Here is a 14,301-nt window from a genome sequence, read left to right as displayed (position 1 = left end):
CCCTCCCGAACCGGACCAAGGACCTGAAGCGATGATCAACCTCGAACTCCCCAAGAAGCTGCAGGCGGGTGCGAACCAGGCCCGCCAGGTGGCCACGCAGATCTTCCGACCCGTCTCCCGCAAGTACGACCTCGCCGAGCACGAGTACCCCGTCGAGCTGGACACCCTCAAGGCCATGATGGAGGCCATGGAGGACGCCGGTCAGGCCGCCTCCGGCGCCACCATGGGATCCGGCGGCGCCCCGAAGCGGGAGGGCGTGTCCAACGGCGGCAACATGAAGTCGCTGCTCAACATCATCGAGACCTGCTGGGGCGACGTCGGCCTCACGCTGTCGATCCCCCGTCAGGGCCTGGGCAACTCCGCGATCGCCGCCGTGGCGAACGACGAGCAGATGGAGAAGTTCGGCCGGGTGTGGGCCTCGATGGCCATCACCGAGCCCGACTTCGGGTCCGACTCGGCCGCCGTCTCGGCCACCGCGCGGCTGGACGGTGACGAGTACGTCATCAACGGCACGAAGATCTACGTCACCTCCGGCGCCCGCGCGGACCACATCGTGGTGTGGGCGACCCTGGACAAGAGCAAGGGCCGCGCGGCGATCAAGTCGTTCGTGGTGCCGCGGGAGCACCCCGGCGTCACCGTGGACCGGCTCGAGCACAAGCTCGGCATCCGGGCCTCGGACACCGCGCAGATCACGTTCGACAACTGCCGGGTGCCCAAGGAGAACCTCCTGGGCGACCCCGAGATCCGCGTGGACAAGGGGTTCGCGGGGGCCATGCAGACGTTCGACAACACCCGTCCCCTGGTGGCCGGGATGGCCGTGGGCGTCGCACGCGCCGCGCTCGAGGAGATCCGCACCCTCCTCGAGGAGGCCGGCATGGAGATCGACTACGACCGGCCCGCCACCAGCCAGCCCGCCGCCGTGGCCAAGTACCTCGAGCTCGAGGCCGACTGGGAGGCCGCCTACCTGCTCACGCTGCGCGCGGCGTGGATGGCCGACAACAAGATGCCCAACACCAAGGAGGCGTCGATGTGCAAGGCCAAGGCCGGGCGCACGGGTTCCGCCGTGACCCTGGGCGCGGTCGAGCTGGCCGGCAGCTACGGCTACTCCGAGCGCAGCTTCCTGGAGAAGTGGTCGCGCGACTCCAAGATCCTCGACATCTTCGAGGGCACCCAGCAGATCCAGCAGCTGGTGATCGCGCGACGGATCCTGGACCTGTCCAGCGCCGAGCTCAAGTGAGCTGACCCCGGCGCGATCACCGCTCTGAGCGGCGCCCCCGCGGACATCCGGTCCGCGGGGGCGCCGCCCGTTTCGGCCGGCTCACTCCAGCCGACTGATCGGCGTCCACGACATGATGGTTCCGCACTGCCGGCAGATGTGGACACGGTGACCGTGGTCGAGACTGCCGCTGCGACCGGCATCCCAGCCGACGAGGACCCGGTCGGGCCCCAGCTCATGCCCGTACGGGCAGTGGGTGGGTGCGTCCTCGGTCCAGAGCATGGAGCGGACGGTAGCGACGGGGTCGGACACAGACGAGGGCCCGGTACCGACCGCGTCGGCACCGGGCCCTCGTCCGCCCCTCTCCCACGGGCGGGGTGCCGGGCGATCACGCCATCCGGAAGCCGCTCCCCGGCCAGTCGCGCGCGGTGGCGTCGGCGACGATCGCGTCGAACGAGTACGCCACCGCCGGCAGGAAGAACGGGGTCTGCGCCGGGTGGATGCACGAGGGCAGGATCGGGCCGACGCTGCCGGCCGATCCCGCGTCCGGCGGCATGTGTCCGCCGGAGAGGAGCCCGACGAGACGCCCCTCGCGGGTGACGGGGCCACCGGAGTCGCCGTAACCGGCACAGGTGTGGGTCCAGAACCGGTCGCCCTCGCGCTGCCAGGTGATGCCACAGGTGTGTCCGGTGGTCAGCCCGTCCTTGCAGACGACGTCGCCGAACTGCGGCGCGGGTCCGCGGCCCACGATGCCCGCCTGTCGGACGGGGACGGCGACGCCCGGGTCCAGACGGATCACGGAGTAGTCGAGGATCTCGTTGCGGGTGGCGATGGTGCCGATCACGCCGGCGCCCGGGTCGTCGCGGAGGATCACCGGGGCGTCGATCCGCTCACTGCAGTGGGCGGCGGTGAACGCGACCGGCGCTCCGGAGTCGTCGTACCCGGCGGCGGTGATGGTGCATCCGGCCACTCCCCCGACCAGAACAGGGGTCGCACCCCCGACGGGCACGGCGGCCTGGGCAGCTGCGGGCGCCATCAGCGTGGCGGCACCGGCCATCACGGCCGTCGCGGCGAGCTTCGCCAGTCGGGTGAGCCTCATGAATGTGTCCTTCCCACCCCGGGCGGACTGCCCGGGTATACGCCCTCGACAGCGTAGCGGCGATCAGCCGCCGGTGCACCACGGGCGGACCCGCCGGACCCTCACCACCCGTGTGGTGCTGGCCCCGTCACGTCGAATCCGGTCCGATCCCCCGGTCAGCGCCCTTCGACGATGATGCGGATGGAGGGCCGCGCGTCGGGGTCTCCGCCGATCTGTGCCCAGATCCCCGCGACGACGGGCTCGAGGAACAGCTCGCCCACCTGACCCATGAGCGTGCGGACCACCTGGACCTTGTCCGAGGCCCGCGTCGAGGCGTGGCCTCCTCGCCGCAGGCTGTCGACCTCCCTGGTGGTGAGTTCGACGATCGACTCGAGCAGCGGGGCACCCCGGCCGTCGGGCTCGAGGAGGGCCCGGTTGATGTACTTCACCAGCATCGGGTTGCGCTCGAGCATCTCCCTCACCGCGGCATCGCGGGCCGCCACGACCTCGGCTGCCGATCCGGTGTGCTCGACCGTCGCCAGTGCGGCGACCACCTGCTCCACCACGAGCTCGTCGACGGCCAGGCGCAACCCTTCTTTGGTGCCGAAGTGATGCTGGATCAACCCGATGGTGACCCCCACCCGGGCGGCGACCCGCCGCATCGAGACGCGGTCCTCGCCGTGATCGGAGTAGAGCTCCAGCGCCGCGTAGCGGATTCGCGCGCGAGCGGTGAGGTCACCGTCGGCAGAGCGCGGGACACCGTCCCCCGACCCGGGTTCCGTTGCGCTCACTCGCCCCACCTCGTCTCGCCGCGACGTACGACGCCCGAGGGTGCCGCCGGGAGGTCGACCATACACATGCATGTCCAGCAATGCAGTTGTATGGTGGGGATCGTCATGGCCGACAACCGGCCCCCACCCCATCGCTGGAGTCCCCCGTGCTAGAGACCGCCCCGTTCCGATCCCCGTGGATGACCGACGATCTGGATGCACTGCGCGCCCACACGCGTGCGTTCCTGGAGAAGGAGACCGCCCCGCACCTCGGGCGCTGGGCCGAGCAGGGCGCCGTCGACCGTGAGTTCTGGAACAAGGCCGGCGACGCCGGCCTGCTGTGCATCTCCATCCCGGAGGAGTACGGCGGTGGCGGCGGCACATTCGCCCACGAGGCCGTGATCGCCGAGGAGCAGACCCGAGCCCTCGACGACGGCTGGGGCAATTCGGTGCACAGCACGATCGTGGCGCACTACATCCTCCAGTACGGCACGGAGGAGCAGAAGCAGCGCTGGCTGCCGAAGCTGGCGACCGGTGAGATGGTCGGCGCCATCGCGATGACCGAGCCGGGCGCCGGGTCGGATCTGCAGGCGTTGCGCACCTCGGCGGTGCGCGACGGCGACGACTTCGTGGTCAACGGCGCCAAGACCTTCATCTCCAACGGCATGCACTGCGACCTGCTCATCATCGTCGCCCGCACGGGCGGCGAGGGCGCGCAGGGCCTGTCCCTGCTGGTCGCGGAGACCACCGACCTGCCCGGCTTCGACCGCGGCCGCAAGCTCGACAAGATCGGCCTGAAATACCAGGACACGATGGAGCTGTTCTTCGACGACATGCGCGTGCCCGCCGGGAACGCCCTGGGTGGCGAGGAGGGCGTGGGCCAGGGGTTCATCCAGCTCATGCAGCAGCTCCCGCAGGAGCGCCTCATCATCGCTGTGACAGCGGTCGCGGCGGCCGAGACCGCCGTGACGCTGGCGACGGACTACGCCAAGGAGCGCGAGGCGTTCGGCAAGCCCATCCTCAAGTTCCAGAACCTGCGTTTCGAGCTGGCCGAGTGCAAGACCGAGGCGCTCGCCGCGCGCACCCTGCTGGACCACTGCATCACCCTGCATCTCGAGGGTGAGCTGGATCCGTCGACGGCGTCGATGGCCAAGTACTACTGCACCGATAAGCAGTGCGAGATCATCGACCGCTGCCTGCAGGTCTTCGGTGGCTACGGCTTCATGACGGAGTACCCGATCGCCCGCATGTACGCCTCGGCCCGCGTGCAGAAGATCTACGGCGGCACCAACGAGATCATGAAGGAGCTCATCTCACGGACCCTGTAGAGGTCGGCGTCCACTAGAGCTCGGCGACGATCGCCCGGACGGCGTCACGGCCCGCCCGGTTGGCCCCCACGGTCGACTGGGACGGGCCGTAGCCGATGAGGAACAGCCTCGGCTCGTCGAGGGCCCGTCCCTCGGCCACCCGGATGCCGCCCTCCGGGGTGCGCAGCCCCAGGGGCGCCAGGTGGGCGACCGCGGGCCGGAACCCGGTCGCCCACAGGATGACGTCCGCCGGTTCGTGTCGCCCGTCGGGCATCCGCACCCCCTCGGGTTCGATGCGGGTGAACATGGGGTGGCGGACCAGGACACCACGCTCGTCGGCGCGCTCGATCCACGGGGCGCGGTACATGCCGGTGACGCGGATGATGCTCTGCGGGGGCAAGCCCTGCGCGGTCCGCTCGGCGACCCGGTCGATCGCGGCGGAGAAGTTCTCCGGCGCGGGATCCGTCTCCCATTCGATCTCCCGCCTGGTCACCCACAGCGTGTCGGCGACGCGCGAGATCTCCTCGAGCAGCTGCGTCGCGGAGATCCCCGCGCCGACGATCACGACGCGCTGTCCGGCGAACTCCTCGGCGTCGACGTAGTCGTGGACGTGGAGCTGTCGGCCGCGGAACGTCTCCTGGCCGGGGTAGTACGGCCAGAACGGTCGGGTCCAGGTGCCGGTGGCGTTGATGACGTAGCGCGCCGCCCATGCCTCAGGGCGGGTGTCACCGCCTGGATCGGTGACGACGACGAGGTGGTCGGACTCCGGCCCGTCCCGCCCGGGCGTGGGTCTGCGGACCGAGCGCACGCGGACCGGCCGCCGGACGTCGAGGTCGAATCGCTCTTCGTAGTCGGCGAAGTAGGGCGGCAGGACGTCCCGACTCGGGGCTGTGCGGTCGACATCGGGGACGGGTCGGCCCGGCAGCTCGAAGATGCCGTTGACCGTGCTCATGGTGAGGGATTCCCAGCGGTGCCGCCAGGCCCCGCCGGGGGCGTCCTCGGCGTCGAGTATGACGAAGGTGCGCTCCCCCGCCTCGGCACGGCCGACCGGCGCGAATCCCCGCCGCCTGAGGTGGTAGCCGGCCGACAGTCCGGCCTGGCCGGCGCCGATCACCACCACGTCGACCGGACGGGTGGGGCTCTCCTGATCGGGCGTCACGCCACCATCGTCGGCCATACGGCTCCGGCGAGGACGGGCGGGCGCGGGATCGGCGCAGGCTCCGGGGTCAGGACCCGTCGGGCAACGAGGCGAAGTCCGGCGTGCGCCCTTCGGCGAATGCCGCCAGCGCCTCCGAGTTCGCCGGTCCACCCATGAGGTCGGCGAAGGCTCTGTTCTCCCGTTCGCGGGCGTCTGCGATCTGGCGCGCCAGCGGTTCGGTCATCGTCCGCTTCACCGCCCGCAGACTCGAGATCGGGAGTCTCGCCAACCGTGCGGCGTGCTCGCCCGCCACCTGCTGGAGTTCCATCGGGGTGCACAGTCGCCAGACCAGGCCCATCTCGTGGGCCTCGCGGGCGGTGATCCACTCCGAGGACAGCAGGGCCCACGCGGCGTTCTGCCGACCCACGAGCCTCGGCAGTAGATAGCTGGACGCCGCCTCGGGCGCCACTCCCAGGCTCGTGAACGGGCACTTGAGACGGGCGTCATCGGCCATGAACACCAGGTCGGCGAAGCCGATGATCGTCATGCCGATACCCAGTCCGAGCCCGTTGATCGCCAGGACGAGCGGCTTGTCGAACCCGGCGAGCGCGTCGACGAGACCAAGGAATCCGTGCTCGCCGGTGACGAACCCGGGGTTGGTGATCCGCTCGCCCATCTCCAACAGATCGGTGCCCGCGCTGAACGCCCTGCCCTCACCGGTGAGCAGCACCACCGCGACCGTGGGGTCTGCCGCGGCGGCGTGCAACGCCTCGGTGACCGCGTCGTACAGCGCCTCGTTGAAGGCGTTGAGGGCATCGGGACGCGCCAGTGTCAGGGTGCGGACCCGGTCCGCATCGCACACTGACAGGCCCGTCGTCCTCTCGTCTCCCGCCATGGTCAGCTCTGCTCCAGGTAGACGGACTTGAGCTCGGTGTATTGGGCCAACCCCTCGGGGCCGAACTCGCGACCCACCCCGGAGGCCTTGAAGCCGCCGAACGGGGCGGAGAAATCCATCGTGTAGGTGTTCACGCCGTAGGTGCCGGTCCGGACCCGCCGCGCGACGCCCAGTCCCGCCTCGCGGTCGGCGGTCCACACGGTGCCCGCGAGCCCGTACTCCGAATCGTTGGCGATCCGCACGGCGTCGTCCACGCTGTCGTAGGCGATCACCGAGAGCACGGGTCCGAAGATCTCCTCCTGCGCGATCCGCATGGAGTTGTCCACCCCGGCGAAGACGGTCGGGCGGACGTACCAGCCGGTGTCCAGGCCGTCGGGGCGGTCGGAGCCCCCGGTGAGCAGCGTCGCACCCTCCTGCTGCCCGATCTCGATGTAGGAGTTCACCCGCTCCTGCTGGCGACGGGCGACCATCGGCCCGATCTCCGTGGCCGGGTCGAGCGGGTCCCCCACCACCATCGACCCGATGCCGTCGGCCAGCGCCTGTGCCACCTCGTCGTGGCGGTCGCGACTCACCAGCACCCTGGTCTGTGCCACGCACGCCTGGCCGGAGTTCATCACGCCGACGAACTTGAGCCCCTCGACCACGGTCGTCAGGTCCGCGTCGTCGAGCACGATCGCCGCGGACTTGCCGCCCAGCTCGAGGGAGCAGCGCTTGAGCTGCTCGCCGCAGATCGCGCCGATTTTCCGGCCCGCCGCGGTGGATCCGGTGAACGCCACCTTGTCGATCGCGGGGTGCCGCACCAGGTGCTCGCCCACCTCGCGGCCGCCGGCGACGATGCTCACGACGCCCTCGGGCACGCCCGCCTCGATGAGCAGCTCGCCCAGCAGGTAGGTGTCCAGCGGCGTCTCCGGCGCCGGCTTGATCACGATCGTGCACCCCGTCAGCAGGGCCGGGATCAGCTTGGACAGGACCGTGAACTGGGGGACGTTCCACGGCGGGATCGCCGCGACCACGCCCACGGGCTCGTGTCGCACCAGCACCTCCCCGCCGAGGACGCCGGGGCGGGTCTCCTCCCACGGGAATTCACGCGCGATGGTGAGAAAGGCCTCGATCTGCATCCACGGGGCGGGCGCCTGGGCGAGCTTGCTGAACGAGATCGGGGAACCCATCTCCGTGGAGATGACGGTCGCCATGTCGTCGAGCCGCGCCGCGTACAGGGCGGACAGCTTGGCGACGACCTCGATCCGCTCGTCGGGGCTCATGCGGGGCCACGGGCCGTGGTCGAAGGCCTCGCGCGCGGCAGCCACCGCGGCATCCATGTCCGCCACCGATCCCTCGGGTACCCGGGCGACGACCTCCTCGGTGTGCGGGCTGATCACCTCGATCACGTCATCGGTGGCGGGGGAACGCCACTGGGTGCCGATCAGTAGGACATCGCGGTCGAGTGAAGTGGTCATGGGGCTCTCCTGCCGTCACGGGCGTCGTCGTGGCCGCATCGGACATGCGAACAGACACCTGTCCACCATACGAGGACCGAACCGCTGCGTGGGCCGGAACACGAGGACAGGCGCGACGAGCGCTCCGAAGGCAACTACTACTTCCGCACTCTCGACCACGGCGTCGGTCAGCTCGACCGGCCAGGTCGCCACGGGCGCCGTCGCGCGGCAGGGATCCGCCGACCGCATCGCCGGACGTTCGGGGTGCGCGCCCTCGCGGTACGCGATCGGGCGGGGTGCGCGCCCCTATCGGTCCATTCCGGGCGCGCACCGTCCCGCAGCGGGGGCCCGGCGGCGCGCACCGTGCCGCGGCGGGGGCCCGGCGGCGCGCACCATGCCGCGGCGGGGGCGTGGCGGGGAGCTGCCACGGCTCGGCGGCGGGGCCGACCGGCTGGTCTCCGAAATGACCTCAGGCCCGGCTCCCTCTCGGGAACCGGGCCTGGTGCGTGGTAGCGGGGACAGGATTTGAACCTGCGACCTCTGGGTTATGAGCCCAGCGAGCTACCGAGCTGCTCCACCCCGCGTCGTTTGCGTCTATGACACTACGTGCCATTCACCGGACATTGCAAATCGGTGGACGCTCGACGACTAGAAGATGACGTAACTCACACCCCCGCACCCATCGCCGCAGGTCAATTCAGTTCCCCAGGCCCTGATAAGCGTCGACGGCGGCCTGCAGGTCCTCGAGCGCCTGCCCCAGATCGGAGAGGTCTCCCCCGCTCTGGGCCGAGCGGACCGAATTCAGCGCCGAGTTGAGCTCGCGCACGGCGGCTGCCCGCTCGGAGTCGTCAGCGCCTCCCCCGGTGGCCGGCGACGACGGTCGCGGGGCGGCGCCCTCGGCGGGCCGGGCGGCGCCTTCCTCTGCCTCGGCCTCCGCCTCCCCGCTCTCGTCGATCCGCACGACGTCCGGGTCTGCCTCGATCCCGACCTGTCGCAGCGCCTCGTACAGCGTGGGCGCGTAACCCACCGCCCGGTCGTACGAGACCATCACGCGCAGAAGCCTCGGGAAGGCGGAGTCCTGGTCCTTGCGCTGGGTGTAGATCGGCTCCACGTAGAGCACCGAGTCGTCCGCCAACGGCAGCGCCAGGAGGTTGCCCTCAGTGATCTCGGCGGTCTCACCCCACAGTCGCCGGTCCTCGGCGATCGCCGGCGAGGCGATCATGATGTCCTGCGCCTGGTTGGGCCCCTGCGACAGCGGCTCTGTCGGCCTCTGGACCCGCACCGTGATCTGCCCATAGGTCTCGGGGTCCGAGCTCGCCGTCATGTGCGCGGCGAGGAACTCACGCTCATAGCCGCGGAACGCCGAGATGAGCTGGAACGACGGCTCGTCGGACTCCGGGTCGGTCGGATCGGAGGCCACCACGTAGTACGGCGGCTGGGCCGGCCCGTCACGGTCGACGGTCTGGGCGCCGGCGGGACCACCGGCGGGGCTGCTTGCCGGACCACCGGCGGGTCCGCCCACGGGCGGACCCTGCGGGTTCTGGATCGACGAGGTCACCGTGGGATCGGACGGCACCGACCAGAAGGCGTCATTGGTGAAGAACTGACCCGGGTCGTCGACCTGGTACTTCGCCAGCAGCTCACGCTGCACCTTGAACAGGTCCTCCGGGTAGCGCAGGTGCTCCTCCAACTCCTCGGAGATCGCCTCGCGTGGCTGGACGATGTCCGGCAGTGCCTTCATCCACGTCTGCAGCACGGGGTCCGACTCGTCGAACGCGTACAGGTCGACGGTGCCGTCGTACGCGTCGACGGTCGCCTTGACCGAGTTGCGGATGTAGGAGACCTCCTCGTCCGGCAGGACCCGGCCGTTCGCGTCGTTGAGCGAGTCCGAGGTCATGGCCTCCAGCGAGCTGAGCTCGGCGTACGGGTAGGTCTTGAGCGTCGTGTACCCGTCGACGATCCACTTGATACGGCCGTCGATCACCGCCGGATAGGTGTTGGTGTCCGTGGTCAGCCACGGGGCCACCTTCTGCACCCGGTCCCGCGGGTCGCGGTCGTAGATGATCTTCGAGTCGTCCCCGAGGATGCTGGACAACAGGATGTTGCGCTCGGCGAACTTGAGCGAGTAGGCGATCCGGTTGACCCAGCCACCGACGGGGACACCGCCCTCGCCGGTGTAGGTGTACTGCTCGGTGTCGGTGTCGTACTCACGGGGCCCGTCGCCGTTGTCCCCCACGATGGCGTAGTCGGGGTCCGCCTGCGCGATGAGCGGACCGAAGTAGGTCCGCGGCTGGGTCACCGGGATCATCATCTCCTGACCACTGGAGATCGCCTCGAGGTCGGAGACCTGGAAATTCGGCAGGCCGCCGCGGTCCGAGCCGGCGTCGTCGGCGATCTCATTGACCCGGTTGGCCGGTGCGGCCACGAACCCGTTGCCGTGCGTGTACACCGTGTGGCGGTTGATCCAGTCCCGCTGGTTGGCCTGCAGGGACTCGGGGTTGAGCTCACGCGCGGCCACGAGGAAGTCCCGCATCTCGCCGTCGATCGTGTAGCGGTCGATGCCCAGCGTCTCGGGGAAACCGTAGAAGTTGCGCAACTGGTGTAGCTGGGTGAACGTCGGCGCCAGGACGTTCGGGTCGAGCACGCGGACGTTGGACAGTGTCGTGAGATCCGAGGCCGCGTCGCGGGGGTTCGGATCGGCCGCCCCCCAGTTGTCGATGTAGGTGACCCGCTCCTCACCGATGTCGTACGCGGCGCGTGTCGCGTCGATGTTCCGCGCGATGTACTCCCGTTCCTTCTCGGCACGGTTGGGCTTCACCGAGAACTGCTCGACGGCCAGCGGCCACGCCGACCCCACCACGAGCGCGGAGAACAGCAACAGGACGGTGGCCAGCGCGGGGATCCGCAGATCCCTGATCACGATGGCGGAGAAGAACGCGGCCGCGCACACCAGCGCCACCGAGAACATGAAGATCTTCGCCGGCATCAGGGCGTTGACGTCGGTGTAGCTGGCGCCGGTGAACGTGCTGTTCTCGCTGAATAACAGCTCGTAGCGATCCAGCCAGTACGCGGCGGCCTTGGCCAGCACGAACAGCCCGGCGAGCGTCACCAGCTGGATCCGGGCGGCGCGGGTGAGGGCGCCCTCGCGGGCGCCGGGACGCAGTCCGCCGAAGAGGTAGTGGGTGAACAGGTTGGCCAGGAAGGCCAGCACGACGGCCACCATGAGCCAGGTGACGATCGCGCGCCACATCGGGAGCTCGAAGGCGTAGAAGGAGATGTCCAGACCGAACTGGGGGTCGGTCTCACCGAACGGCGTCGAGTTGAAGAACGCCAGCACGGTCTGCCACCCGGTCTGCGCGACCGACCCGGCCAGGATCGCCAGGACGACCGGGATCCAGAGCACGGTCCTGCCGGGCGAGGCCCCCATGGCCGCCCGGTAGCGGGACAGCGCGTCCGGCAAGCCCGCCTGCGCCAGGAACACCGGGCGATACCGGTAGGCCAGCAGAATGCCGGCGCCCACCGCCAGGCCGACCAGGAGGGCGACGGCCACGAAAAGACCGAGCCGCGCCAGCAACTCGGTCCGGAACACGCTGGTGGCATCGACACTGCCGAACCACAGCCAGTCCGTGTACGCGGTGTTCAGTCTGGGCAGGACCTGGATGAGGAGGATGAGGACGACGACGGCGACGGCGACGGCCCGACCGCGACGAGAGATCGCGATCGGCCGACCGGGGGAATTGCCGGGTGGGCGGACGGACACCTGGAAAGCTCCTGCACTGCTGGGGCGGACATGCTCGTGACCCCCACCTTACGGAAAAGCCGTGCCTCAGCCGCAGGTCGGTGGCTCGCCCCCGGAGGCCGCCGTCTCCAGCGCCTCCAGCGCGCCCTCCAACGTCTCCACCTCGATCAGCCGGACGCCCTCCGGCGGGCCCTGCACAGCCTCCGCACAGTTGGCCGCGGGGACCAGGAACTCGCTCACCCCCGCGTCGTGGGCCGCCCGGATCTTGTGCCGGATACCGCCGATGGGCCCCACCGTCCCGTCGGGACGGATGGTGCCCGACCCCGCCACCCGCGTCCCCCCGGTCGCCTCACCCGGCGACAGCTTGTCGACGATCGCGACGGCCAGCACCAGGCCCGCCGAGGGGCCGCCCACCGCGGGGTCCACCGTGATGTCGACGTCGGTGCCGTCCGCCGGGGTGTCGCCGACCAGGATGCCCAGTCGGCCCTGTTCGGGATCGCCGTCCGGTCCGGCGGACTGCAACGTCGCCGTCGTCGTCTCCTCACGCCCGTCCCGGGTGAACCCGATGCGGACCTCGTCACCCGCGCGGCGCTCACCGACCCGCTCCACCACGGCCGTGGCGTCGTCGACGGATTCCCCGTCGATGGAGGTCAACACGTCGCCCGGGCGCAGGCGCCCGGCGGCGGCACCGTCCGGCTCCACCCCCTCGACGCGCGGCTGCATGGGGATCCCCAGGAACCGGTAGGCGGCGGCCTCGGCGGAGTTCTCCGAACCGACCATCTCCGCGGCGTTGGACTCGCGCACCTCGTCGCGTGACCGGTCCGGCGGGAACACCTGGTCGCGCGGTACCACCACCTGCGCCGGATCCACCCAGAACCGCATCGCGTCGAGCAGCGTCAGCCGGTCGCGGACCGCCACCGTCGTCATGAACAGGGACCCGGCGGTCTCGTCCGCCTCCCTGCCCGCCACGTCGACCACCGGAACCCGTTCCGTGTCGCCGTCCTCCGTCTCCACTTCGGCCGTGCCGAAGGTGTCGTAGGTGGGTCCGGGCCCCATCGACACCAGGGGGACGGTGGCCGACGTCGCCAGGACGAGCAGCAGCACCGCCGGTACCAGCGCGGCGAGAACGGTGAACAGGCGACGACTCACGGGGCAAGGGTAGACCGCACCCGCTGCCGGCCGCGTCGCGGCCGGACCCCCCACCCCTGCACGCTGTACCGTTGTGGCATGAACCAGCCCTTCGGTTTCTCCGCTTCCGACGACGACGGGCGCGACGACGACCGCGACCGCGGCCAGGGCGGTCCCGACGGTCCCGGCGGCTTCGACCCCTCGCAGTTCGGCAACTTCGGCCAGATGCTCTCCCAGTTCGGACAGATGCTCGGCTCCATGGGGTCGGCCATGTCCGGCCCGGGGAGCTCGGGGCCCGTCAACTACCAACTGGCGCGGACGGTCGCCCTCCAATCCCTCGGTCGCACGCCCGTGATCACCGACGCCTCGCGCACCGCCGCGCAGGAATCGGTCCGCCTGGCGGAACTGTGGCTCGACGAGACCACCCAGTTCCCCTCCGGAGTGCACCGCACCGAGGTGTGGACGCCCCAGCAGTGGGTCGAGCACTCCCTGCCCACCTGGGAGAAGATCTGCACGCCCGTCGCCGAGCAGATGAACTCGGCCACCAAGGGCGCCATGCCCGAGGAGGCCCGCCAGCTCGCCGGCCCGCTGCTCGGCATGCTCGACCAGATGGGCGGCATGGGCTTCGGCATGCAGCTCGGACAGGGGCTGGGCAAGCTCGCGCCGGCCGTGCTGTTCTCCTCCGAGGTCGGTATCCCGTTCGGCGACGACGGGGTGGCCGCGCTCAGCCCGGCCGCGATAGACGAGTTCGCCGACGAGCTGGAACTGCCCCGGCAGGAGGTCGTGGTCTTCCTCGCCGCACGCGAGGCCGCACACCTGCGACTGTTCTCCGGCGCCCCCTGGCTGCGCGCCCGGTTCCTGGCCACCGTGGAGGAGTACGCGCGCGGCATCCGCGTGGACACCTCCGGGCTCGACGACCTCGCCTCCGGACTCGACCCGTCCATCCTGCAGGACCCCGCCAAGCTCCAGGAGTTGCTCTCCGGCGGGGCAGGGGCGATCGGCCCCAAGGTGACCAACGTCAACGAGGCCGCGCTCGGCCGGCTCGAGACGCTGCTCGCGCTGGTCGAGGGCTGGGTCGACGTCGTCGTCGCCACGGCGGTCGGCGACCGGCTGCCCAGCGCCGACAAGCTCCGCGAGATGTGGCTGCGACGCCGGGCGACCGGCGGCGCCGCCGAACAGGCCTTCGCCTCGCTCGTCGGACTCGAACTGCGTCCACGCAAGGCGCGTGAGGCCTCCGAGTTGTGGCGCCGGGTCGGCGAGGCCGTCGGCACCGAACGTCGCGACGGACTATGGAGCCACCCCGACCTGCTGCCCGTCGGCGAGGACCTCGAGAACCCCGCCGCCGTCATCGACCGGCTCCTCGACGAGTCGACCGGGGACTCCAGCGGCGTCGACGAGATCGAGCGTTTCCTCCGCGAATCGGGTGGCGGGACCGGAGAGGCCGGCGACGGCGGACCCGAGGCGTCCGGCCCGGATGATTCGGGGGCCGACGGCTCCGGTTCCGGCACCGAGGGCTCCGGCACCGAGGGTTCCGGCACTGAGGGTTCCGACTCCAAGGGGCCGCGCGACGGGGCATGACCGGCGGGCGTCGTGA

At 70.5% G+C, this 14,301-nt stretch carries 11 protein-coding genes and 1 tRNA gene; 3 read left to right on the top strand and 9 right to left on the bottom strand.

Annotation, left to right across the window (positions count from 1 at the left end):
* Window positions 1–31: 31 nt before the first annotated feature.
* Window positions 32–1,237: an acyl-CoA dehydrogenase family protein gene (locus AB5G72_RS05160; RefSeq protein ID WP_185951402.1), complete on the top strand. Its 1,206-nt coding sequence runs from the start codon at window positions 32–34 to the stop codon at window positions 1,235–1,237.
* Window positions 1,238–1,318: 81 nt separating this feature from the next.
* Here the strand turns inward: AB5G72_RS05160 and AB5G72_RS05155 are convergent, their stop codons facing one another.
* The 3 genes from AB5G72_RS05155 to AB5G72_RS05145 form a co-directional block, all read right to left on the bottom strand.
* A complete protein-coding gene (locus tag AB5G72_RS05155) occupies window positions 1,319–1,498 on the bottom strand; it encodes a hypothetical protein (protein ID WP_132063683.1) in 180 nt (59 codons plus the stop codon).
* Between the two features lie 106 nt (window positions 1,499–1,604).
* Window positions 1,605–2,315 (bottom strand): trypsin-like peptidase domain-containing protein, encoded by a 711-nt coding sequence (locus tag AB5G72_RS05150; RefSeq protein WP_154830269.1) that lies wholly within the window; start codon window positions 2,313–2,315, stop codon window positions 1,605–1,607.
* Between the two features lie 155 nt (window positions 2,316–2,470).
* Window positions 2,471–3,085, bottom strand: coding sequence for a TetR/AcrR family transcriptional regulator (locus tag AB5G72_RS05145; protein WP_394344333.1), 615 nt, complete (start codon window positions 3,083–3,085; stop codon window positions 2,471–2,473).
* Between the two features lie 179 nt (window positions 3,086–3,264).
* Between AB5G72_RS05145 and AB5G72_RS05140 the strand changes: the two genes are divergently transcribed.
* Window positions 3,265–4,392, top strand: a complete 1,128-nt coding sequence (locus tag AB5G72_RS05140) for an acyl-CoA dehydrogenase family protein (protein ID WP_440221136.1) — start codon at window positions 3,265–3,267, stop codon at window positions 4,390–4,392.
* 13 nt (window positions 4,393–4,405) lie between these two features.
* Here the strand turns inward: AB5G72_RS05140 and AB5G72_RS05135 are convergent, their stop codons facing one another.
* The 6 genes from AB5G72_RS05135 to AB5G72_RS05110 all read right to left on the bottom strand — a co-directional run bounded on the left by AB5G72_RS05135 (window position 4,406) and on the right by AB5G72_RS05110 (window position 12,728).
* Window positions 4,406–5,548 carry an FAD-dependent oxidoreductase gene (locus AB5G72_RS05135; protein WP_440221135.1) on the bottom strand — a complete coding sequence of 381 codons (1,143 nt, stop codon included), beginning with the start codon at window positions 5,546–5,548 and terminating at the stop codon, window positions 4,406–4,408.
* 49 nt (window positions 5,549–5,597) lie between these two features.
* On the bottom strand, window positions 5,598–6,404 hold the full coding sequence (locus AB5G72_RS05130; RefSeq protein ID WP_154830273.1) for an enoyl-CoA hydratase/isomerase family protein: 807 nt from the start codon (window positions 6,402–6,404) through the stop codon (window positions 5,598–5,600).
* A gap of 2 nt (window positions 6,405–6,406) precedes the next feature.
* Window positions 6,407–7,861 carry an aldehyde dehydrogenase gene (locus AB5G72_RS05125; RefSeq protein ID WP_154830274.1) on the bottom strand — a complete coding sequence of 485 codons (1,455 nt, stop codon included), beginning with the start codon at window positions 7,859–7,861 and terminating at the stop codon, window positions 6,407–6,409.
* A gap of 486 nt (window positions 7,862–8,347) precedes the next feature.
* A tRNA-Met gene (locus AB5G72_RS05120) sits at window positions 8,348–8,424 on the bottom strand.
* Window positions 8,425–8,537: 113 nt separating this feature from the next.
* Window positions 8,538–11,600 (bottom strand): UPF0182 family protein, encoded by a 3,063-nt coding sequence (locus AB5G72_RS05115; RefSeq protein WP_440221134.1) that lies wholly within the window; start codon window positions 11,598–11,600, stop codon window positions 8,538–8,540.
* 66 nt (window positions 11,601–11,666) lie between these two features.
* Window positions 11,667–12,728: a YlbL family protein gene (locus AB5G72_RS05110; RefSeq protein WP_440221133.1), complete on the bottom strand. Its 1,062-nt coding sequence runs from the start codon at window positions 12,726–12,728 to the stop codon at window positions 11,667–11,669.
* Window positions 12,729–12,806: 78 nt separating this feature from the next.
* Here AB5G72_RS05110 and AB5G72_RS05105 point away from each other — a divergent pair, with 78 nt between their 5' ends.
* Window positions 12,807–14,285 (top strand): zinc-dependent metalloprotease, encoded by a 1,479-nt coding sequence (locus tag AB5G72_RS05105; protein ID WP_440221132.1) that lies wholly within the window; start codon window positions 12,807–12,809, stop codon window positions 14,283–14,285.
* Window positions 14,286–14,301: the final 16 nt, after the last annotated feature.

It is taken from the genome of Dietzia sp. MNB45, from assembly GCF_051994785.1.
GTDB classification, from domain to species: domain Bacteria; phylum Actinomycetota; class Actinomycetes; order Mycobacteriales; family Mycobacteriaceae; genus Dietzia; species Dietzia kunjamensis.
This window is presented reverse-complemented; position numbering and strand designations above follow the sequence as displayed.